The organism is Oceanicaulis sp. LC35 (assembly GCF_052055585.1).
GTDB lineage: Bacteria > Pseudomonadota > Alphaproteobacteria > Caulobacterales > Maricaulaceae > Oceanicaulis.
Genome location: NZ_CP170485.1, coordinates 1 through 19,743, shown reverse-complemented (window position 1 = coordinate 19,743; position 19,743 = coordinate 1). Strand labels below are relative to the sequence as shown.

Below are 19,743 nucleotides of genomic sequence, written 5' to 3'. Positions count from 1 at the left end.
TCACTTAAGGCCGCGCGCCGTCCGGGCTAGAGTGGGGCATGAGCTCTTTCGCCCCCGCCCGGACCGTGTGCTTTGTCATCTATCCCGGTTTTGAACTGCTGGATCTGACAGGGCCGTATTCCGTCCTCGCCAGCGCCGCCAGACTGGCGCCCCGGCTGGGCTGGACGCTGTGCATCGCCGCGCCAGAATCCGGTCTTGTCACTTCGGGGCATGGCGTCAGCATCCAGGCCGACCATGCCCTGTCAGACCTTGAAACCCGGTCCTTCCACAGCCTGATCTGCATTGGCGGCGATCCGCAGCCGGTCCAGGAGATCGTGTCGGACCCGACCTTCATGGCCAGTCTTCGCAAGGCGGGCGCGCAGGCCGAGCGGCAGATTTCCATCTGCTCGGGCGCCTATCTGCTGGCGGAAGCGGGGCTGGCGCGCAATCGCCGCCTGACCACCCATTGGCGCGCCGTGCGGCCACTGGCCGAACGCTACCCCGATGTCACCGTGGAACCCGACGCCATCCATATCCAGGACGGGCCGGTCTGGAGCTCGGCCGGCGTGACAGCCGGCATCGATCTGGCTTTGGCGCTGGTGGAACAGGAGGCCGGTCGGGACATCGCGCTCAAGATCGCACGCAATCTGCTTGTGCCGCGCCTGAGATCCGGCGGGCAAAGCCAGTACGCCACAGATCTCGCCGCCCAGTTTGATCCCGCCAGCCGGCTCGCCCGCGTCTGTGAGGGCGTGCGCAAGGAACCGGATGCAGACTGGTCGATCGACGGGATGTGCGCCCGCTTTCACATGTCCCCGCGCACGCTCAGCCGCCTCACCCGGTCCGAGCTGAACCTGTCGCCCGCCCAGCTGGTCGAGCGCTTGCGCCTGGATCTGGCCCGGAGCCTTCTGGTCGAGACCGACCGCCATGTCACCGACATCGCTGATCTGTGCGGCTTTGGCAGCCTGCAAAGGCTCGACCGCGCCTTCCTGCGCCAGATCGGCGTCAGCCCCCGCGACTTCCGCGCCCGTTTTCGCACGCCCTTCCCTGTGGAGACCGCCTCATGAGTTTCACCCTCGGATTTCTCCTCTTTGACGACCTCACCCAGCTCGATTTCACAGGACCGCTGCAGGTTCTGAGCCGACTTCCGGGCGCGCAAACCGTGCTGATCGCCAAGACAGACGGGCCGGTCCGCACCGATTGCGGCCCCTTCATCCTGCCCACTCACACGCTGGAGACCGCGCCCGATCTTGATCTCTTATGCGTTCCGGGCGGGTTTGGCGTGGACGCGGTGATGCAGGATGAGGCGCTTCTTGAGTTTGTGCGCCATCAGGGCGAGCGCGCCCGCTATGTCACTTCGGTTTGCACCGGCGCCTTCATTCTGGGCGCGGCCGGGCTTCTGACGGGCAAGCGCGCGACCACGCACTGGCGCTATCACGACCATCTGGCCGCCTTTGGCGCGATCCCGGTCCGGCAACGCGTCGTGCATGACGGCCGGGTGATCTCGGGCGGCGGGGTGACGGCGGGCATTGATTTCGCGTTCAGCGTGGTGCGCGAGATCGCCGGCGAGGCTGTCGCCTCCGCCATCCAGCTGGGCCTTGAATATGATCCCGAGCCGCCCCTGAACGCCGGCCATCCCGATCGCGCCTCCGCCGAAGTCCGCCAGGCGGTCGAGGCCCGGTTCGCCCCGCGGATGGACGGCTTTGAGGAACTGGTGTCCCGGCTGACCGCTCAGGACGGGTAGAGCCCGGTCCAGTAGCGCCGGCCACGATCCAGCTCATCAAGGCTGGCGGCCAGCGCTTCGATGAAGACATGGCACGGAGCCAGCCTGACCGGCCCGGTGGTTTCTCCCGCCCGGTCCAGATCAAGCTGTTCGGTCGCGCCGCGCGCCAGATGATGCCGCCAGAGCTGTTTTGAGACCGCTGGGTCTTTCTCCGCCAGCGCGGTGTAGAGCCAGGCGTAGAGCGCGCCGAGCGCAGGGTCTCCGCAGGTGACGTAAAGCCGGGTCAGGTCCTCGCCCAGCTTGGCGTCCGACATCTGGCGGGCCGTATAGCGGCTGGCATTGGTCTTGGTCTCGATCAGGCAGGCTTCAAGCCCGTCCTCGCCATGACGCACGAACACCCCGTCAATGCCTTGCGGGCCGGTTCCGGGCTTGCCATTGATCGGCCGCCAGCCCGCCTGCGCCATCATGATATGGGTCAGAGCCTCACCAAACGCGCCCTGATCATTGGACGAGACGAACGCGCCCGGCGTCAGCGGCCGGAAGGGCGGCAGCGCAACAGCCGCAACCGGCGTCCCGCCCGCGTCATACAGGCTGCGCCATCCGCGCCAGCCCCATCGACCCGCATATCCCGCCCCCGTGGCGAGCAGGGCGCTGAAGCCGGCCAGTCCGAGAAGCTCGATCATCATGGACTCCCCCATGCGGGACGGCGGCTCGCGCTAGAGCCAGGGCATTTCGGTATAGAGCTCATAGGACACCATGGAGGGAACGACCCCCGCATCTTCCATCAGCTCGGGCGTCACCACCACCCATCTGGACTTGTAGGCCTGGCGCCAGTCGATCTGGAGCACATTGTCGGCATAGCTGACCGTCCGGCTGCTTTCGAAGGCGTCATTGTCCACCTCGATCACGCCGGTCTCGAACGACCACATATGTGAGGGACCGGGCAGGTGCACCTGCACCTCATGATGCGCGCTCATCGGATAGGGCAGGCGCGCCTCCTCATCCAGCTCGATCAGGTACTGGGCCGGGTACAGCAGGGCGTCTGTTCTGAGCACCCGGCTGCGCCGGCCCTCGGCGTTCGCCTTGCCATAGAAAAGCGGCGCGCTGAGCTCCAGACCAATGCGCAGGGAATTGTCCCGCTCATTGTCGTGAAAGCCCATATTGTCCAGCTCGACGCCTTCAAAGTGCTGGTAGGCCTGCACGAAAAATTCCTCGCGATCCGCCGTGGAGCTGTTCTCGAAGGCGGCCCGGATCAGGTTCGCATACTCGCCGCGATAGACCAGCTGGACATCAATCACCAGCTCGTCGTCCGGCCCCTGGGGCAGGTAAAAATGCTGGCGGAAATCCGTCCAGGGCTCGCCCTGCACCCGGTCGGGCATGTCGACCAGTTCCGCGTCGCTATCATCCAGAACAAGGGCGAGGCCGAAATCGGGTTGCTCGCGCTGGTCCATCAGGCCGCGCTGAAGGTTCGCGGTGGGATCCACCCAATACTGCCGCCCCTGCCAGCTGACCCGGACGATCACATGGTCAAACGCCTGCGGGGTCGCCACCAGTTCATCGAGCATCCGGCCGTCCACGCTGTTGACCAGAGCGACGTGGGATTCAATGTCGAGGGCCTTGAGCAACTGGACAAGCAAGAGCGATTTCGCCTTGCAGTCGCCGCTGCGCGTTCGCAGCGTCTCGTCCGGGCTTGCGGGCGTATAGCCCTGCTCGCCCAGCGCAATGGCGAAGTAATTGACATGGTCCTGAACGAACTGGATCGCCCGCACCAGCTGCAGCTCGGGATCATCGGTCGAACTGCGAATCCGGTCTGCAACCTCGCGCACATCGGCTGACGGACGGCCTACCTCATAAAGGTCATGCCCCCAGCGTTGAACCTCCGCCCAGTCCTCAAACTGGGTGACGATCCAGCCCGGCATGCGCTGAAAGCGGTTATAGGGATCAAAATCGGTAAAGGCCGTCGCCGCCTGTTCGGGCAGGAAGAACCCCTGATACCCCTCAAACTGGACGATGTCCGGTTCCGCGCCATCGCCCAGCACCTGCAGCCGGGCGTCAGACGGCGCCAGCACGCGCAGGCGGGACCGGGCGGCGTTCACAAAATACTGAATGCCGATGAATTCGCTGACCCGGCCATTCATGCTGGGGTGGGCGCCCGTCACCGACCAGCTCACCTCCAGCGTATCGCCGGCCTGCAAATTCGGGATCCGCACCAGCGCGCGCTCCAGCCCGGTGACCACGCCCTGCCCCAACTGATCCTCCACCTGGATGCGGTCGATGAAGAGATCTTCGGATCGATCCTCCCGCACCCCGTTCCGGATGACGGCGACCTCGTGCAGCTCGACACTCTGATAGTCGGGAAAGAAGTCGATCAGATGCATCGCAAGCGCATCCGCCGCCTGCCGCGTCGCCACATCCGCAACCGTTCGCATATAGCGCACCGGCATGGCGTCGCGCAGATCGGTCTGCTGATCGATCAGGCGATAATGAACCCCGGTCGCGGACTCCGCCAAAGCCAGCCTGTCAAAGGGGGCGGGTTCTATGGGCTCGAGAAACTCCGGCGCGGGAGCGAAGCCGACCTCGCCCGCATCAACCTGACTGCCCGCAGGCGTTTCGGGCCCGCTGGGCGCGCCGGGCAAGTTCAGAAGCCCCGTCGCCGCCAGTCCGATGACGACAAGCGCCGCCACGATAAACACAATATTGAAATAGCGTACGAAAGCTCGCATCGCTCCACCCCCTCACAAGAATGGCGCGACCCCTCGCACCTTCTTCCCCGCAACTAGCCTAGAAAGCGAACCCTCAATCGTCCAGCGCGAGAGGGCTGAAAAGGGCGATATTTTTCCTGAAGCTGGCTCAGATCGCCCGCAGCGCGCGCTCGGCGGCGTTGCGCGCAAACTTCAAGGTCAGCGCCTTGCGCCGGGCCGGGGCGAGCTTGGCCACAGGGCTTTCGCGCACCACCGCGCCGCCAAACCCGTCCGCAATGATCAGCCCCGTCTGATCGGGCAGGATGTCGGCCGGAAAGCGGTCAGACACCGCAAAATAGAACCGGTCGCACCAGGCGAAATAGTCGGGCCATTTCTCATCGGTGCGGAAGTCCTGCACGCCCGATTTCACCTCAACGATCACCATCTCGCCCTTGGGGCCCAGCCCGGCCAGATCCGCGCGGCGCCCACAGGGCAGGGTGAATTCGGCGATCGCCGTGATCCCCAGATCCATCAGCAAACGCGCCGTGCCGCGCATCAGAAGCCGCGCATCATCAATGGCGGGGTTGCTGGCGCGGGCGGTGGGAAGGGGATCAGAAACAGCCATAGGGGCATCATGTTCATTTTATGTTCCCGCGGCAAGCCCTGTCTGGCTCTGGTTGCGGCCCCGGTCCGCCCCTATCTGTGCATCATGTTCAGAACCCGAGACCTTTCCAGCCTCACCGCGCCTGACGAAGCGCAGTTTCTCGAGATCGCCCAACACGCCTGGGAGGGTCTGCCCGAACAGTTCCGCGCCCTGTGCGGCAATGTGGTGATCCAGACGCCGGACTTCGCCGACGAGGCGACGCTCAATCATTTCAACATGGACAGCCCCTATCAGCTGACCGGGCTATATCACGGCGTCGACCTGCCTCATAAATCCGTGCTCGATCCCGCGCCGGGCCCCGATTACGTCTTCCTCTATCGCCTGCCGATCTTGCTGGAATGGTGCGAGCGGGGGAATGTGACCCTCGCCGAGATCATCACCCATGTGCTGGTGCACGAGATCGGCCATCATTTCGGCCTGTCAGATGATGACATGCATGTGATTGAGGATCAGGCGGACTGATCTGCTAGAAGCGGTCCATGGAGACCATCCCGCCCCTTGCCGCTCTGGCTGCCCTCGTCTCGGCCATGGCCCATGCCGGCATGGCGCTTTACACCAAGCGCGCCGAAGACACGCTGACCTTCCGTGCGCTGTCCAACATCTTCTCCGCGCTCTGGCTCAGCCCGGTCCTGTTCCTGTTTCCGGTTCCCGGCTGGGAGGTCTGGCGCTTTCTGATCCTGGGCGCGGCCCTGATCTGGGCGTTCAACATGCTCATGATCTCCGCTTTCCGGCGCGGATCGATGAATCTGGTCTATCCGGTCATGCGCGGCGCAGCCCCGGCCATCGCCGGCCTGTTCGCCTTTGTCTTTCTGGGCGAGCCGCTCAGCCCGCTGGCGATCCTGGGCCTGTCGGCCGCCTCCGCCGCCATCATCGCCTTCGCCTGGCCTGAAAAAGGCGGCGCACCCAAGGCCGCGGCCATCGGTTTCGCCCTGTCCGCCGCCATGATGACCGCGAGCTATACCGTCAATGACGCATCGGGCGTCAGGGCGGCCGGCTCGGCGCTGCTCTACGCCGCCTGGTTCTTCGTCCTCAGCGCCACCAGCCTGACCCTCACCGCCTGGGTCCGTCGCGGCGACCAGCTTCCAGCCATCGCCCGCACAGAGCTTCGCGGCGCGGTGATCGGGTCGTTCTTCAATGTCACCACCTACGGACTCGCCCTCTACGCCTACGCCAACGCGCCGGTCGCCCCCATGGCGGCGCTGAGGGAGACATCTGTGGTGTTCGGCGCGATCCTGGCGGCGCTGATCCTGAAAGAACCGCTGGGCGTGCGCCGCATTGCGTTGGCGGTGGTGCTGGCGCTCGGCCTCGCCGCAATTCAGCTCGGCTAGCCAATCCGGCTTTCGCCCGCCTGCGTATTAGGGCATCAAGGATATTCCTGAAACGCAGCCGGACCGCATCCCATGTCAGACGCCCAGACCGACACCTCCAAGAGCCCCATCGGACAAGGCTCCAAGTTGCTGGTGGATGTGGGCCCCGCCGCGATCTTCATGATCAGCTACAATATCGCCAAGCGGATGGTGGACGATCAGGCGATCTACTGGGCGACGGGCATCTTCATGCTCGCCACTGTAGCCGCCGTGGCCTACGCGCTGATCACCCAGAAGCGCTTTCCGCCCATGCTGGCGGTGACCTTTGTCATCGTCACGCTGTTTGGCGGCATGACGATCTATCTGCAGGATCCGATCTTCATCTTCATCAAGCCGACGATCATCAACATGATCTTCTGTTTTGCGATCCTGATCAGCTTTGCGCTCGGCTTTAACGTCTGGAAGCGCCTGTTCGGCTCGATCTATTCCCTGCCCGACCACGCCTGGGTGATGCTGGGCATCCGCTGGGCCCTGTTCTTCGCCTTCCTGGCGCTGCTGAACGAGGTGATGTGGCGGCATATCGTGGATGCGGGCGTGCCCGAAAGCGCGCGCTGGTTCGCAGGCCTTGAGCTGACCGAAGGCTTCTGGGTCAATTTCCGCTTCTTCGGCACCTTCCCGCTGTTCTTCGTGTTCGTGCTGGCCAATGCGCCGCTGGTCATGAAGTACAATTCGACCGATGAGAAAGACGGCGAAACCAAAGACGAAAACGCCTGAGACGGGTTTTTCTTGCCGCAATTCCCCGCCCGGAATAGTCTTGAGCGGTGAGACGCTTACGCCAACGCCGCCTGCATCGCAGCACCGCCGCCTATCAAAGCCCGGTCAGCTGGATGCTGTTGGTCAGCTTGCTCACGTTGGGCCTGTGCTGGCGTTTGACAGAGCTGTTTGTTGTCACCCAGTTTGGCTGTGGCGAACTGTTGCGTTTCTGGTACGGCGAGGCGCCTGTCGGGCCGACCCTTCTCGGCGTCTTTGCATTGGCTTTCACCGCCGTCTTTTGCCTTTGGATTATCGACCTTGTTCGCGTCCGTAATCGACGCCCGGCGATTTGGGTCACCAGCGTTCAAGCGATCCTCTTCATCGCCATCCTGACGGTGATGACCACCTGGTCGAGCTTCATCAGCCCTTATTCGCTGTTCAAGCCGGTCAGTGACAGCCTGCGTCAGGGGTGGGTCGTCGCCAGACTAGGACTAGCAAGCGAAACATTCCTCGTGGAAGCCGGACCCGGATATGAATACTGGTCCACCAAACGCCCGCCTGAGCGCATCTATGGCCCCCTCGTCTTGGGAGGACGTTCCCTCAATGAGTGCAGCTGTATGAGCCTCTCAGAGGCGAGAGTGCGAGACGATCTGATGTGGCTGGAATTTGACGTCCAGCAAGGCGAGGTCGCACTCGAAGACGCCAACGCCATCCGCCTCGACACCCCCAAGCCTGTTGAACCGCAATGGTGCCCCGCGACGCGGGATCTCAGCCAGACCGTCTTTTGAAACAGGCCATAACGGCCCTGTGAATTACATGAGAGCCGGATATGGGCTAGTAAGCACTTATGCTTACGTGGCTCTCCGTTCTGGCCGTCCTGTTTCAGGCCCATGCCGCCCCGTCTGAAGAGACGCGGGCGACGCCCGAGCGGGCTGTGTCCGCCGCCTCTGACACTGTGCGCGTGGCGGAGCTGTTCACCTCTCAAGGCTGCCCGCTCTGCCCTGCCGCCAATCAGCTTCTGGCCGAATTTGGCGAAGAGGACGACGTCATCGCTTTGGCCTGGGGCGTGAATTACTGGGACGCCTATGGCTGGACCGACCAGTTCGCCATGCCCGAATTTGTGGATCGTCAGAAAGCCTATGTGGAGGCGGGCGAGGCCATGCGGGTCTACACCCCGCATTTCGTCCTCAATGGCGCGCCCGAGCAATTGCGCTTTGACGCCGACCGGATCAGATCAGCGCTTGAAGCCAGCGCGCCCATCCCCACAGCGCGGGTTGAAACGGCGAACGATGGCGCCCTGACCCTCTTCCTGTCCGGCGACCGCCCAACGCCTGCGGAAATCTGGGTGGTGCAATATGCGCCCGGCGTGCAGGAGCGCCAGATCGAGAGCGGCCGCAATGCCGGCCTGCGCATGACCCATTTCAACATGGTCCGCGCCGTCGAGAAGCTTGCGGACTGGACGGGCGGGGAGGCGAGCTTCGTCCTGCCCGACACCGCCGAAGGGCTGGACGCGGTCGTGCTGGTTCAGGACGGGCCGGGCGGACGCCTGTTGTCCGCCGCGCGGCTGCCCTAATCGGCCGGAGCGAAATGCTGGTCGAAGTACAAAAGCCAGCTCTCGCCGCGATCCGCGGTCATATAGACCGCAAAATCATGGCCCTCTGACCCCGTAAAATCATGCACCAGCTTGAAGTGAAGCTGGCCGCCCTCGATGGGGAAGGCCGTGTCGGCGCGCAGATTGGTCGTCACCAGACGCCCTTCTTCGTCAAACCCGCCCTCATAGATATCCAGAAGTCCGTAGGCGCCATCCATGACGCTGAGCCGGTAGACTTCGCGATAGGGATCATAGGTAAAGAGGGTGCGCAGCTCGGTCAGCCCGTCCACAGAGCCCAGATCAATCTGCGCCGTCTCCTCGATCCCGCGCTCATTGAACGCGTAGTGGGCCTGCGCCGTGCCGGGCGTCATCGCTTGCGCGCCTTCAGGGCCCATCACCTCGCCGGTGACCACCCAGTCGCCCGCCAGCGGCGCAAGTCGCGCCATGGCCGCAAGCTGGCGCGCAGACACATCCTCCTGCGCCAGAGCTGTTCCTGTCAGCAGGCCAAGTGCGGCCACAGCCAGCACGATCGGTTTGATTTCCATGACGCCCTCCCAGACTTGTGAAGCTGGAAGTGTGACCCACAGTTGCAAAGGCAAAAAGTGAATACGGGTTAACGAACGGGCTCGGCCACCTGATCAAGCGCCCGCGTCAGACGTTCATAGGCGTCCTCGCTGACCAGAAACGCCCAGCCCTCGACCCGGGCGTTGAAGTGCTCCGCGCGCGGGGCGGCGTCATCGGCAAGGGCGGCGAGTTCGATGCTCACCCAGCGCTCATCCCCTTCAGCGAAGAACAGCATTTCATAAGCAAGTCCGGAGAAGGTCACCGCCGCATGGCGGGCCACATAGGCGCCCACCAGCTCCTGATCCGGTTTGACGTCGCGGAAGCGCAATTGCGCCCCTGCCGTCGCCACGCCATTGGCCGCGCCCGCCGTCACAAGACGCCAGCCTGACGGTTCACGCAGCTCATAATAGCGCTGCGCCTCGCCCGCACGCATGACGCGCCAGCTAGGCCCGAATTCAGGCTGGATTTCTGCTCGTGCAATGGCCGAGGCGTCATGGCTCCAGAAATCGAGCCCCATCCAGCGGCCCGCATCACCCAGGCTATCCGCCCCCGCAACCGGCCCGGACGCTGCGTAGGCGCGCACCCCGCCCGGACGCCGCACATAAAGCCCGCGCTCACCGCGCAGGCGCCCGACGATCAGATCGGCCAGGGTCTCGCCCGCATCATTGCTGACTGTCACCCTGACGCCGTCGCCGCCCGTTTCTGGCGCGCCCAGACCCAGACGGTCGAACTTGTCCGGGTCGCGCGTCATGGCTTCAGCGAACTCAAGCCCCTGCAGCAGCGTATCAAGCTCGGCGATGCGTTCGGCGCGCACGGGATAATCGCCCCGGTTCGCCATGACCCAGCGTCCCTCGCGCTCTGCCATCACGAACTCGCCCTCGGCGGTCTCGATGCGTATCCGCGAAGCGCTGGACGCCTGCCCGGACCAGCCGGGCACGACCGGGCCGCTAACCTCTGGCGCCAGACCGATGCGGGCGTCACGCCAGACCACAGCGCTGCCCAGCACCAGAAGCCCCAACGCAGCGGCGATGCTGATCAGCGCCTGAACTCCGCGGCGTTTATACGGCGTTGGCCGGCTCATGCCCGATGCCTCCTGCGCCAGACCGCAGCGATCACGCCAAACACCAGCACCATCAGCGGCGGCAGCCACAGCGTCCAGAGCATCAGACGGTTTTCCAGCGCATCAATCTCGATACGGAAGCCGCGCTCGATCTCGCGCAGGCGTTCGCGCGCGTCCAGGATCTGCGCCCGCAAGGCGTCCGCCTCGGCCGCGTCTGCACTCCCCGCCCCGCCCAGCGCCGAAGCCCGGCCCAGACGCGTCAATTCCTCAAGCCGGCCTTCAGCGTCGCTCAGCTCCGCCTGCAGGCTGTCCTGCAAAGTCAGATAGCGCGCTTCGGCCGCCGTGCGCAGGGCATCCACCCGGGTCATGGGACGATCCGAGCGCGAGCGCGAGCGCAAGGTCACAAGCGCGCGATCCCCCGCCAGCCGGTCCACCAGATTGAGCACCAGAGACAGATTGTCCGCCACCACCTGTTCGCCCTGAACCGGATCGGCGCGCAAATAGAAAGCCGGATCAAACAGATCCACATCCGCCAGGACGATCACCTCGCCCGGCCCGGCGCTCTCGTCCAGATGCGCGGTCCGGATCGGCGCGCCGTCATCCACGGGCGGACCGTCGGGAAAGGCGGTGCGGAAGCGGCCATCCAGCAGCAGGCCCAGCGTCAGAGGCGCGTCAGGCGCCGCTTCAAAGCCGCGCATCAGCTCTTCCGGCGAGGGGCTTGAAGCGGCGATATCAGCGTCCAGCCGTGCGCCCTGGGCGCTGGTGGACAGAAGCGGCGTAAAGTTCAGGCCCGTTTCCGGCTCAAAACCCAGAACCCCCGGCGAGCCCAGATTGACCGCCCGCGACAGGCCCGCAAGACCCGGCAGGGACTGGTTCAGACCCGCAGGCGGCACAGAGAACCACAGAGGATAAGCGCGCATGCGGGTGCGGCCCGCCTCGACGATCTGCACCGGCAAACCCGTCTCGCCATCCATGCCGACGGTATTGCGATCGTACAGCACGCCCCAGCTCGCAAACAGGCGCGCCAGATCGGTGGCCCGCTGGGCGTTGAGCGGCGGCAAGCCATCGGGACCGGGCTTGAGCGCCACATGCGCCATCGGATCGACCGCCACCATCACCCGGCCTTTGGCGAGGGTGAACTGGTCAATGCGATAGAGCTGACGCTCGCTCATCAGGGGCGGATGGATCACCAGAAGCGCATCCGCCTCTTCGGGGATGGCGTCGAAATCAGGCTCCAGCCAGCTCAGCTCATAGGTCGCCCCGAGCTCGTCGATGATGCGATTGCCGCTGCGGCCCTCACGATCGGGCGCAAAGGGCAGGTCGGAGATGATGGCGAGATGCGGGGTGCGGGCGCGCTCGAGCTCGGCGATCAGGCGCACGATCTCATATTCCAGCCGCGCTTCGTCCTGCGGATCAAAGAAGCCGATGATGCGCGCCTCATCCACGGCGTTGCGGCCCACCAGACCAAAGAAGATTTGCCCGCCACCTTCGACCGGCACGGGCTGGAGGCCGGCGGAAATCGCCGCATCCTCATCCGGAGAAAACGGCGCCGGATCAATCTCTTCAAGGCGCAGCGCCCCGCCCGACCGGGCCGACAGCGTGCGCAGCAGTTCTCGCACCCGCGCGCCATAGGCCCGCAATTCGGGATAGCCCGCCGCTTCCGCACGCGAATAATAGAAATCGAGCGCCATCGGCTCATCGAGCCGTTCGAGCACATCGCGCGTCCCGTCTGACAGCGCATAGAGGCTGCGTTCGGTCAGATCGAGCCGGGCGCCATCCAGCCCGATGCGCGCGGCCATGTTCAGGCCCGCAAAGCCCAGGATAAGGCTCGCGATCATCACCCACAGGAAACGGCCCCGGCTCATCGTCCGCCTCCCCGGCGCGCATCGATCAGCGCCATGGCGAGCCCGAGCCCGAGGCCTATCAGGGAGAGGAAGTAAATGAGATCGGCAAGGCTGATGACGCCCCGACGCAGGCTGTCAAACCGGGCCAATGCCGACAGATCCGCCAGCGCTTCCGCTGCAGCGCCCGGCATGTGCGCAGACAGCGCGTCGAGCACAAAGGGCGCGCCTGACACTGTGACCAGGAAGCACGCGCCTACACCCAGCACAAACGCGATCACCTGATTGGGCGTGGAGGCGGACAGCGCCTGACCGAGCGCCAGATACCCGCCCGCCAACAAGAGCGCGCCCAGATAGGCAGTGGCGATGGCGGCGTTATCGGGACTGCCCAGATAATTCATCGCCATCCACATCGGGAAGGTCAGCACCAATGCCAGCGCCGCCACGCTGAGCGCGGCGAGAAACTTGCCCAGCACCATTTCATACAGCGCGATCGGGCTCGCCAGCAGCACTTCCAGCGTGCCCCGGTCACGCTCTTCCGCCCAGGCGCGCATGGCCAGCGCCGGCATCAGCACCAGCAACAGCCAGGGCATGTAGTCAAAGAGCGGGCTGAGGTCTGCGCGTCCGGTGTCAAACAGGCGTCCGACCCGCCAGGCGAAGGCGGGGGCGGCGAAGGCGAACACCGACAGGAAGACATAAGCGAGAGGCGTCTCGAAATACGCCGCAACCTCGCGCCGGTAGATGGCGATCAGACCGGTCATGCGCGCGGCCCCGGACGATCAGACAGGACAGGATCATAGCTCGGGCGGGTCAGGCCCCGGAAGGCGCTTTCCAGAGAGCCGCCGAACCGAGCCATCACTTCAGAAGGCGTCGCATCCGCCTTGATCCGGCCTTCAGCGATGATGACCGCGCGCGAACACATCGCCTCCACCTCATCAAGCAGGTGGGTGGAGATCAGGATCGCCTTTTTGGGCGCCATCTCGGAGATCAGCGCGCGCACGCCATCTTTCTGGTTCGGGTCCAGCCCGTCGGTGGGCTCATCCAGGATCAGTACGGGCGGATCATGGGCGATGGCGGCCGCCAGCGCCGCGCGGCGCTTGTAGCCTTTGGACAGGGCGCCAATGGCCTTGTCCGCCATCTTTCCCAATTGCGCCCGATCGAGCGCCACACGCGTCGCTTCATCCAGATTGGCGCCGGAATACCCCCGCGCGCGCAAGCCAAAGCGCACAAACCCGCGGGCCGTCATGGATGGATAGGCCGGAGCGCCTTCAGGCAGATAACCCAGATGGGTTTGCGCGGCGCGGCGGTCGATATGGCAGTCGAAATCGGCGATCAGGGCGCGGCCGTCATCGGGCTCCAGACAGCCCGCCAGCATGCGCATGGTCGTGGACTTGCCCGCGCCATTGGGCCCGAGGAACGCAACCACCTCGCCGCGTTCGACCGTAAACGACACCTCGTCCACGGCGGTGAAGCCGGCGAAGCGTTTGATCAGGCGGTCAGCGCGGATCATGGGCGGCGGATCATCCCGTCAGCTGCGAAAAACGGCGTAACAGGGGTAGCTTACCTCATCCCCTCACACCAGCTTTCTAGAGGCTGCGAGTGACCAAAGCCTGAAAATTCTGCTGGCGATGTCAGGAAGCAGGTGTCGACCGGCGCTCACCGCCAGACCCGGGGGGCTGGGGGGGCTGTGAATCCAGATCAGGCGGGTTTTGTATGCGCCAGCCGACGCGATTAAGGTGGTGACGGGGTTAGGCTGCCCGAGGACGAAATTGAGGCGAGATTGCGGCAGACTGTGAAAACTTCGTAAGGTCCAGAGCAAAGGTGACTTCCAAAACGACATGGCTTTGACTCCCCTCCCCACGCCGCGGCCCCGTGATGACCGGGTCATGTTTCACCGCACGGAGCTGGACCAGATCCTGCGCGTCTACGGCATGATGGTCGCGGGCGGCGAATGGCGCGACTACGCGATTGACGGCCTGAAGGATCGCGCCGAGTTCTCCATCTTCCGAAACGCCGCCGAAGTGCCGATCTACCGGATCGTGAAAACACCGGCGGACAGCCGCAAACAGGGCGCATGGAAAGTGGTGGCGCCGGGCGGCGCCATTCTCAAGCGCGGCCATGAGCTTCCCAATGTCCTGAAGGTCTTTGACAATCAGCTCAAAAAGCTCAGCTGGAGCGGGTCCTGACAACAAAAAACCCCGGAGCCAGGCTCCGGGGTTTTTGCTGGAAAGGCTGTTCGCCTAGTCGCGATTGCCCAGGATCATCAGGACGATCTGGAACATGTTGATGAAGGCGATGTAGAGGTTCAGCGCGCCGTAATAAGTCAGCACGCCCAGCGAACGCTGATCGCCCCGCGCTTCGGCATAGGTCAGCTTCAGCGACTGGGTCTGCCAGGCCACGACGCCCGCCATCAGGGCGAGGATCGCGAACTGGATGATCCATTGCAGGGCCGAGCTTTCCACGAAGAAGACGTTGATCAGGGAGATCAGCACCACGCCGATCATCGCCATCACCAGGAAGCTGCCGATCGGCTGCAGGTTCGTCTTGGTGGTGTATCCATAAAGCGAGAGGCCGAAGAAGGCCGCCGCGGTGATCACGAAGGCCTGCGCGATCGTGCCGAAGGTGATCGAGATCGTCCCGGTCAGGGTTTCAGCGCTCGTACCGCCAACCGCCATCAGCACCCAGATGCCCAGACCCGTGCCGATCAGGGAGACGACCGCCCAGTACAGCACCGCCGCGCCCAGAGGGGACGGATTGCGCATGAAGAACATGGAGCCGAACAACAGGACGATCGGGCCCCATTGCACCACGAAGTAGAGCGGCGAGTTGAAGACAAGCTGCGTTACCGGATCCACGGTGCCGGCCACATAGGCAAGCACGGCGGAGAGCAGCAGGCCGAGGCCCATCTTGTTGTAAACGCCCAGCATGAAGCTGCGCAGGCCGGCATCCACAGAGGTGTCGAGCGTCTGTGCGCCATAAGCAGGGTGTGAAAACTGGTTCATGATGTCCTTCTCAACCAGAAAACCGGTGCGCGTCTGTGCGCGCGTTCTGAAACCGAATATCGGAGTTTTCCGCTCAGGTTTCAAGAGAAACCGAACTATCAAGCCTGCCAATACCCTTTAGAATTAAAGGGATTTCATCAATGCAGACGGTCTTCGGCTTGACGCCATCCGCTCATCCGTGCCCCCTGACGCCATGTCGCTCCGTGTCTTCGCCGCCCTGCCCCTGTCTGAAACCGTCGCCGATCAGGCCTGCGCCGAAATGACCGGCGTGCCCGACGCCAACTGGCGGCCGCGCGAGAACCTGCACATCACGCTGTGCTATTATGGCGAGCTGGATGAGCGCACGGTTGAGGAGCTGGATTCCGCCCTGGGCCAGGTCCGGCTTGCGCCGTTTGAGTTACATCTGGAAGGGGCGGGCCGTTTTGGCGGCGGCGATCCCAGCGCCATCTGGCTGGGGGTTGAGCCCCATCCCGCCCTGATGGATCTGGCGCGACAGTGTCGCAAAGCCGCTCGACAGGCCGGCGTCGAGATCGAGACACGCGCCTATCTGCCCCATGTGACACTGGCCTATCTGAACAAGGATGTGGAGCCGGGCCGGGTGCAGCGCTTCGAGCAACGTCTGGGCCTGTTCAAATCCGAGCCCTTCACGGTGGATCGCTTCCATCTGTATTCGAGCTGGGCGCGCAAATCGCACACCCCCAATCTCTACCGGGTGGAGACGGAATATCCGCTTCAGCCCTGATCCAAGAGCCGGGCGTCGCCATCGCGAACTTCCACCCGCTGGGCGCCGGTCCCGAAGGCTTCAAACAAGACCGGCTCCACCCCCGTCATGAAAGCCTGGACGCCAAGATCGAGCACGGTTTCAGCGAGCCCGTCGCGCCGCGCGGCGTCCAGATGCGCGCACGCCTCGTCAAAGATCAGCACCGGGCCGCGCCCCGACAGACGCCGGATCGCAGCGGCCTGCGCCAGCGCCAGACCCAGCACCATGGATTTCTGTTCTCCGGTCGAGCAATCAGCCGCCGGCTGGTCCTTGGTCCGATGGCGCGCTTCAAGCTCGGTGCGATGCGGTCCGGTCAGCGCCCGGCCAGCAGCGCCGTCGCGAGGGCGCACGCGCTTGAGCTCATCGGCGAACCAGTCTTCCGCCTCTCCCGCCTTCATCCCGTCTGCGAGTTTCGCCTCCACCGCGCCATCAAGCGCCAGATCAGCTTTGGGGAACTGGCTTTCAGGCCGGGTGTCGATCTCGTCCTGAAGACGTGCGAGCGCATCAAGCCTCGCCGCCGCCAGCGCCACGCCGGACGCCGCCATTTCCGCTTCCAGCGCATTGAGCCAGTCCGGATCAGCCCGACCGCCCTCGGCCACCCGGTCCAGCAGCCGCTGACGTTCCTTCATGGATTTCTCATAGGCGCTGGCAGAGCTGGCGTGATCGGGCGCAGCGGCGAGCACCAGTCGGTCAAAGAAGCGCAGCCGGTCCGCCCGCGGCCCGGCCCAGAGCCGGTCTTCACGCGGGGTCAGCCACAGCATGGGGATCAGGCGCGCCAGCTCGGTCTGGGTCGCCGCGGCGCCATCAAGTTTCGTGCGGCGTCGGGTCGGGTTCTGGGGATCGGCGCCGGTGGCGAGGCTAACCGGGCCTTCAGGCGTGATCGCCTCGGCATAGACCGCCCAGAGCGGATCAACGCCCTGGTCTGTGCGACGACGCACGGCGTCGGCCCCGGCGGCGCGCAAGCCGCGCCCCGGGCCGAGAAACGACACCGCTTCCACAAGATTGGTCTTGCCCGCGCCGTTTTCGCCGAACAGGGCGACCGGTCGCGCATCGAGCGCGAGATCGAGACGGGCATAGTTGCGAAAACCGGTGAGCTTGAGCCGCGTGACGGCGGGCCCACCGGTATCAGGGCCGCTTGAGGTCACACCCGCAGCGGCATCAGCACATATTCCGCATCCTTGTCGCCGGAATCGGTGACGCGGGTGGGAGAGCCGGAATCAGCAAGCTCGAAAATCGCTTCATCGCCTTCGATCTGGCTGGCCACATCCAGCAGATAGCGGGCGTTGAAACCGATGGTCATCTCGTCCGCGCTGTAGTCGGCGACCAGCTCTTCGCTGGCGGCGCCGCTTTCAGGATTGTTCACGGTGAGGGTGACCTGACCCGGCGCGAGCGACAGCTTCACCGAGCGGGATTTCTCCTGGCTGATGGTGGCGACCCGGTCCACGGCCTGGGCGAAGGGCGCGCGATCAATGCGCATCACCTTGTCATTGCCGCGCGGGATCACCCGCTCATAGTCGGGGAAGGTGCCGTCGATCAGTTTCGAGGTCAGCACGGCCGCGCCCAGCTGGAAGCGGATCTTGCCTTCAGAGACCGACACATCCACGTCGCCGTCGAGATCCTCGAGCAGGCGGCGCAATTCCTGGATCGGCTTGCGGGGCACGATCACCGCCGGCATGCCCATGGCGCCGTCAGGCAGATCGGTTTCCGCCAGCGCGAGGCGGTGGCCGTCGGTCGCCACGGCGCGCAGGGTCTTGCGACCGTCGCGCTCGGCGGCGTGCAGATGGATGCCGTTGAGATAATAGCGCGTCTCTTCGGTGGAGATGGCGAATTTGGTCTTGTCGATCAGGCGAGCGATCTCGCTGGCGGGCGCGGTGAAGCTGACCGCCAGATCCTCGCTCGGCATGACCGGGAAGTCGCCCGGCGGCAGGATCGGCAGGTTGAAGCGTGACCGGCCGGCCGACAGAAGAATGCGCGGATCATCGCCGCCCAGCTCCAGCGTCACCTGGCTGCCTTCAGGCAGCTTGCGGGCGATCTCATACAGGGTGTGCGCAGGCGCGGTGATGAGACCCTCGCGCTCCACCGAGGCTTCCGCCTCTTCCACGATCTCCATGTCGAGGTCGGTCGCGGTGAAGCGGGCGAAGCCGTCCGACGCGTTGATCAGGACATTGGACAGGATCGGAATGGTGTTGCGGCGCTCCACGACGGCCTGAACGTGGCCCAGAGCCTTGAGCAGGATCGCGCGCTCTATCGTGAGCTTCATGTGTCGCCTCGAACAGAGAATTCAGAACAGGGGGCGAGAATCGCCTGATTTGGGTCAAGCACCATAGCCTAAAAAAAACGACCGCAAGAAGGGGGTCTTGCGGTCGTTTTTCAATTGATGCTGCTTAACCCCGCAAGCGGCGGCGAAGCGCCTCCACATCCTCGGCCAGCACCGCGTCCGAGGTGAGGGTTTCAGTGATCTTGTTCACCGCGTGAATGACCGTGGAATGGTCCCGCCCGCCAAAGCGACGGCCAATGTCCGGAAGCGAGCGCGTGGTCATCGTCTTGGCCAGATACATGGCGATGTGACGCGGACGCACGACCGCCTTGGTGCGGCGCTTGGAGATGAGATCGTCCACACTGATGGAGAAATAGGACGCCACGGTCTTCTGGATGTCATCCACCGTGATGCGGCGCTCGGCCTTGACCGGCAGCTCGCCCAGCGCCTCTTCCACCGTCTCCATGGTGACGGGACGGTTCATATAGGCGGTGCGCACGATGATATTGTTCAGAACGCCTTCCAGCTCCCGCGCGGAGCTCGTGACACGCGCCGCGAGGAAGTCGCGCACGGTCTCGGGCACTTCAAGATCGGGGCAGTGATTGCGCGCCTGGGCGATCTTGCAGTCGAGGATCTTGCGGCGCAGGTCGAGATCGGGGCCCTGCAGCGGGCAGTTGAAGCCGCCGGCCAGGATGTTGCGCAGACGGTCATCGGACACGCTGAGCTGGGACGGCGCGCAATGAGAGGCGAGCACGACCTGTTTCTCGGCGCTGATCAGCGCGGTGACGGTCTGCAGGAACTCGTCTTCGGTCCGCGGCTTGCCGCAGATGAAGTGCACATCGTCGATCAGCAGCATGTCGCAATCGCGCACCAGATCCTTGAAGGGCTGGACGTCGCGGGCGCGCAGGGCGGACTGGAAGCCGTTGAGGAATTCTTCCGCCGTCAGATAGAGCACCTTGCGGCGCTTGCCGCTGAGCGAGGCGGAATGGGCGATGGCGGCCAGAAGGTGGGATTTGCCCACGCCGTAATCGCCATGGAAGAAGACCGGATTGAAGGGCGGCGCATCGGCGCTGGCCACAGCACGCGCTGCGGTCGCCGCCATCATGTTCGCCGAGCCCACCATGAAAGTGTCAAAGGTGAACCGCGCCTCGCGCTTGGCTTCGGCCTCAACGGCCTCGACCGGCGGCAGGGCCGCAGTCTCAGACACCCCGCCGGCATTCAGAGCCGCCACGCTGACGCTCTGCGATTTCGTGTTGGAGAGCGTCTTCTCCGTACAGATGACAATATCGCAGGCCTGCTCGGCGACGCTCGCCCAGAGCGCGCGCAGGCGGACGCCCACATTGTCCTCGACCCAGGCGCGGCCAAACTCGTTCGGACAGATTACGCAGACGCGGCCCGCCGCATCGAGCTCAACACGCAGACGGGCGATCTCGGCCGCATAGACCAGGTCTCCGCATTCTTCGCGCAAGCGCGCACGGACAGCGCGCCAGACGGCGACGATCGAGCTGGAATCCGTCATATCCATCCCGTCCCGGCGCGCCGTCGCATCTTGAGAATACCCCAT

At 64.5% G+C, this 19,743-nt stretch carries 21 protein-coding genes; 9 read left to right on the top strand and 12 right to left on the bottom strand.

Annotation, left to right across the window (positions count from 1 at the left end; translation table 11 throughout):
- Window positions 1–38 precede the first annotated feature (38 nt).
- Together ACFELO_RS00105 and ACFELO_RS00100 are read left to right on the top strand one after the other, a co-directional pair.
- Complete coding sequence (locus tag ACFELO_RS00105) at window positions 39–1,043, top strand: GlxA family transcriptional regulator (RefSeq protein ID WP_440958544.1); 1,005 nt, start codon at window positions 39–41, stop codon at window positions 1,041–1,043.
- Window positions 1,040–1,720 (top strand): DJ-1/PfpI family protein, encoded by a 681-nt coding sequence (locus ACFELO_RS00100; RefSeq protein WP_440958543.1) that lies wholly within the window; start codon window positions 1,040–1,042, stop codon window positions 1,718–1,720. Before ACFELO_RS00105 ends, ACFELO_RS00100 begins: the two co-directional genes overlap by 4 nt.
- Here ACFELO_RS00100 and ACFELO_RS00095 read toward each other — a convergent pair.
- The 3 genes from ACFELO_RS00095 to mmcB form a co-directional block, all read right to left on the bottom strand.
- Window positions 1,708–2,385 (bottom strand): hypothetical protein, encoded by a 678-nt coding sequence (locus tag ACFELO_RS00095; protein ID WP_440958542.1) that lies wholly within the window; start codon window positions 2,383–2,385, stop codon window positions 1,708–1,710. The two genes, ACFELO_RS00100 and ACFELO_RS00095, sit on opposite strands and share 13 nt — an antisense overlap.
- Before the next feature lie 30 nt (window positions 2,386–2,415).
- Window positions 2,416–4,422, bottom strand: coding sequence for a DUF3857 domain-containing protein (locus ACFELO_RS00090; protein ID WP_440958541.1), 2,007 nt, complete (start codon window positions 4,420–4,422; stop codon window positions 2,416–2,418).
- A gap of 127 nt (window positions 4,423–4,549) precedes the next feature.
- Entirely contained in the window at window positions 4,550–5,005 is a 456-nt protein-coding gene (mmcB, locus tag ACFELO_RS00085; RefSeq protein ID WP_440958540.1) for a DNA repair putative endonuclease MmcB, read from the bottom strand.
- Window positions 5,006–5,014: 9 nt separating this feature from the next.
- Here mmcB and ACFELO_RS00080 point away from each other — a divergent pair, with 9 nt between their 5' ends.
- The 5 genes from ACFELO_RS00080 to ACFELO_RS00060 all read left to right on the top strand — a co-directional run bounded on the left by ACFELO_RS00080 (window position 5,015) and on the right by ACFELO_RS00060 (window position 8,677).
- Window positions 5,015–5,506, top strand: coding sequence for a metallopeptidase family protein (locus ACFELO_RS00080; protein WP_440958539.1), 492 nt, complete (start codon window positions 5,015–5,017; stop codon window positions 5,504–5,506).
- Between the two features lie 17 nt (window positions 5,507–5,523).
- Window positions 5,524–6,372 carry an EamA family transporter gene (locus ACFELO_RS00075; protein ID WP_440958538.1) on the top strand — a complete coding sequence of 283 codons (849 nt, stop codon included), beginning with the start codon at window positions 5,524–5,526 and terminating at the stop codon, window positions 6,370–6,372.
- 72 nt (window positions 6,373–6,444) lie between these two features.
- Window positions 6,445–7,125, top strand: a complete 681-nt coding sequence (locus tag ACFELO_RS00070; RefSeq protein WP_440958537.1) for an inner membrane-spanning protein YciB — start codon at window positions 6,445–6,447, stop codon at window positions 7,123–7,125.
- 47 nt (window positions 7,126–7,172) lie between these two features.
- The gene (locus ACFELO_RS00065; protein WP_440958536.1) at window positions 7,173–7,892 is read left to right on the top strand and encodes a hypothetical protein; all 720 of its coding nucleotides are present in this window, start codon (window positions 7,173–7,175) and stop codon (window positions 7,890–7,892) included.
- A 59-nt stretch (window positions 7,893–7,951) separates the two neighbouring features.
- The gene (locus ACFELO_RS00060; protein ID WP_440958535.1) at window positions 7,952–8,677 is read left to right on the top strand and encodes a DUF1223 domain-containing protein; all 726 of its coding nucleotides are present in this window, start codon (window positions 7,952–7,954) and stop codon (window positions 8,675–8,677) included.
- Here ACFELO_RS00060 and ACFELO_RS00055 read toward each other — a convergent pair.
- From ACFELO_RS00055 to ACFELO_RS00035, 5 genes are all read right to left on the bottom strand, one after another.
- Window positions 8,674–9,240: a DUF1579 family protein gene (locus ACFELO_RS00055; RefSeq protein WP_440958534.1), complete on the bottom strand. Its 567-nt coding sequence runs from the start codon at window positions 9,238–9,240 to the stop codon at window positions 8,674–8,676. The genes ACFELO_RS00060 and ACFELO_RS00055 overlap by 4 nt on opposite strands.
- Window positions 9,241–9,308: 68 nt before the next feature.
- Window positions 9,309–10,340, bottom strand: a complete 1,032-nt coding sequence (locus ACFELO_RS00050; RefSeq protein ID WP_440958533.1) for a DUF4340 domain-containing protein — start codon at window positions 10,338–10,340, stop codon at window positions 9,309–9,311.
- Window positions 10,337–12,184 carry a Gldg family protein gene (locus tag ACFELO_RS00045; RefSeq protein WP_440958532.1) on the bottom strand — a complete coding sequence of 616 codons (1,848 nt, stop codon included), beginning with the start codon at window positions 12,182–12,184 and terminating at the stop codon, window positions 10,337–10,339. Before ACFELO_RS00045 ends, ACFELO_RS00050 begins: the two co-directional genes overlap by 4 nt.
- A complete protein-coding gene (locus ACFELO_RS00040; RefSeq protein WP_440958531.1) occupies window positions 12,181–12,921 on the bottom strand; it encodes an ABC transporter permease in 741 nt (246 codons plus the stop codon). Before ACFELO_RS00040 ends, ACFELO_RS00045 begins: the two co-directional genes overlap by 4 nt.
- On the bottom strand, window positions 12,918–13,670 hold the full coding sequence (locus tag ACFELO_RS00035) for an ABC transporter ATP-binding protein (protein ID WP_440958530.1): 753 nt from the start codon (window positions 13,668–13,670) through the stop codon (window positions 12,918–12,920). Before ACFELO_RS00035 ends, ACFELO_RS00040 begins: the two co-directional genes overlap by 4 nt.
- A gap of 328 nt (window positions 13,671–13,998) precedes the next feature.
- Here ACFELO_RS00035 and ACFELO_RS00030 point away from each other — a divergent pair, with 328 nt between their 5' ends.
- Window positions 13,999–14,346: a DUF2794 domain-containing protein gene (locus ACFELO_RS00030; RefSeq protein ID WP_440958529.1), complete on the top strand. Its 348-nt coding sequence runs from the start codon at window positions 13,999–14,001 to the stop codon at window positions 14,344–14,346.
- 54 nt (window positions 14,347–14,400) lie between these two features.
- Here the strand turns inward: ACFELO_RS00030 and ACFELO_RS00025 are convergent, their stop codons facing one another.
- Window positions 14,401–15,162 (bottom strand): Bax inhibitor-1/YccA family protein, encoded by a 762-nt coding sequence (locus ACFELO_RS00025; protein ID WP_440958528.1) that lies wholly within the window; start codon window positions 15,160–15,162, stop codon window positions 14,401–14,403.
- A gap of 193 nt (window positions 15,163–15,355) precedes the next feature.
- Between ACFELO_RS00025 and thpR the strand changes: the two genes are divergently transcribed.
- Window positions 15,356–15,904: an RNA 2',3'-cyclic phosphodiesterase gene (thpR, locus tag ACFELO_RS00020; protein ID WP_440958527.1), complete on the top strand. Its 549-nt coding sequence runs from the start codon at window positions 15,356–15,358 to the stop codon at window positions 15,902–15,904.
- On the opposite strand, the gene recF is transcribed toward thpR, so the two are convergent.
- The 3 genes from recF to dnaA all read right to left on the bottom strand — a co-directional run bounded on the left by recF (window position 15,895) and on the right by dnaA (window position 19,743).
- Window positions 15,895–17,067, bottom strand: a complete 1,173-nt coding sequence (gene recF, locus ACFELO_RS00015) for a DNA replication/repair protein RecF (protein WP_440958526.1) — start codon at window positions 17,065–17,067, stop codon at window positions 15,895–15,897. The two genes, thpR and recF, sit on opposite strands and share 10 nt — an antisense overlap.
- Window positions 17,064–18,182 (bottom strand): DNA polymerase III subunit beta, encoded by a 1,119-nt coding sequence (gene dnaN / locus ACFELO_RS00010; RefSeq protein WP_009802307.1) that lies wholly within the window; start codon window positions 18,180–18,182, stop codon window positions 17,064–17,066. The genes recF and dnaN overlap by 4 nt, the downstream gene beginning before the upstream one ends.
- 124 nt (window positions 18,183–18,306) lie before the next feature.
- Complete coding sequence (dnaA, locus tag ACFELO_RS00005; RefSeq protein ID WP_440958525.1) at window positions 18,307–19,743, bottom strand: chromosomal replication initiator protein DnaA; 1,437 nt, start codon at window positions 19,741–19,743, stop codon at window positions 18,307–18,309.

Bases quoted from the DNA above. Each gene is read 5' to 3' on its own strand.
- ACFELO_RS00105 (WP_440958544.1), top strand. From the start codon at position 39: ATGAGCTCTTTCGCCCCCGCCCGGACCGTGTGCTTTGTCATCTATCCC.
- ACFELO_RS00100 (WP_440958543.1), top strand. From the start codon at position 1,040: ATGAGTTTCACCCTCGGATTTCTCCTCTTTGACGACCTCACCCAGCTC.
- ACFELO_RS00095 (WP_440958542.1), bottom strand. From the start codon at position 2,385: ATGATGATCGAGCTTCTCGGACTGGCCGGCTTCAGCGCCCTGCTCGCC.
- ACFELO_RS00090 (WP_440958541.1), bottom strand. From the start codon at position 4,422: ATGCGAGCTTTCGTACGCTATTTCAATATTGTGTTTATCGTGGCGGCG.
- mmcB (WP_440958540.1), bottom strand. From the start codon at position 5,005: ATGGCTGTTTCTGATCCCCTTCCCACCGCCCGCGCCAGCAACCCCGCC.
- ACFELO_RS00080 (WP_440958539.1), top strand. From the start codon at position 5,015: ATGTTCATTTTATGTTCCCGCGGCAAGCCCTGTCTGGCTCTGGTTGCG.
- ACFELO_RS00075 (WP_440958538.1), top strand. From the start codon at position 5,524: ATGGAGACCATCCCGCCCCTTGCCGCTCTGGCTGCCCTCGTCTCGGCC.
- ACFELO_RS00070 (WP_440958537.1), top strand. From the start codon at position 6,445: ATGTCAGACGCCCAGACCGACACCTCCAAGAGCCCCATCGGACAAGGC.
- ACFELO_RS00060 (WP_440958535.1), top strand. From the start codon at position 7,952: ATGCTTACGTGGCTCTCCGTTCTGGCCGTCCTGTTTCAGGCCCATGCC.
- ACFELO_RS00055 (WP_440958534.1), bottom strand. From the start codon at position 9,240: ATGGAAATCAAACCGATCGTGCTGGCTGTGGCCGCACTTGGCCTGCTG.
- ACFELO_RS00050 (WP_440958533.1), bottom strand. From the start codon at position 10,340: ATGAGCCGGCCAACGCCGTATAAACGCCGCGGAGTTCAGGCGCTGATC.
- ACFELO_RS00045 (WP_440958532.1), bottom strand. From the start codon at position 12,184: ATGAGCCGGGGCCGTTTCCTGTGGGTGATGATCGCGAGCCTTATCCTG.
- ACFELO_RS00040 (WP_440958531.1), bottom strand. From the start codon at position 12,921: ATGACCGGTCTGATCGCCATCTACCGGCGCGAGGTTGCGGCGTATTTC.
- ACFELO_RS00035 (WP_440958530.1), bottom strand. From the start codon at position 13,670: ATGATCCGCGCTGACCGCCTGATCAAACGCTTCGCCGGCTTCACCGCC.
- ACFELO_RS00030 (WP_440958529.1), top strand. From the start codon at position 13,999: ATGGCTTTGACTCCCCTCCCCACGCCGCGGCCCCGTGATGACCGGGTC.
- ACFELO_RS00025 (WP_440958528.1), bottom strand. From the start codon at position 15,162: ATGAACCAGTTTTCACACCCTGCTTATGGCGCACAGACGCTCGACACC.
- thpR (WP_440958527.1), top strand. From the start codon at position 15,356: ATGTCGCTCCGTGTCTTCGCCGCCCTGCCCCTGTCTGAAACCGTCGCC.
- dnaN (WP_009802307.1), bottom strand. From the start codon at position 18,182: ATGAAGCTCACGATAGAGCGCGCGATCCTGCTCAAGGCTCTGGGCCAC.
- dnaA (WP_440958525.1), bottom strand. From the start codon at position 19,743: ATGGGGTATTCTCAAGATGCGACGGCGCGCCGGGACGGGATGGATATG.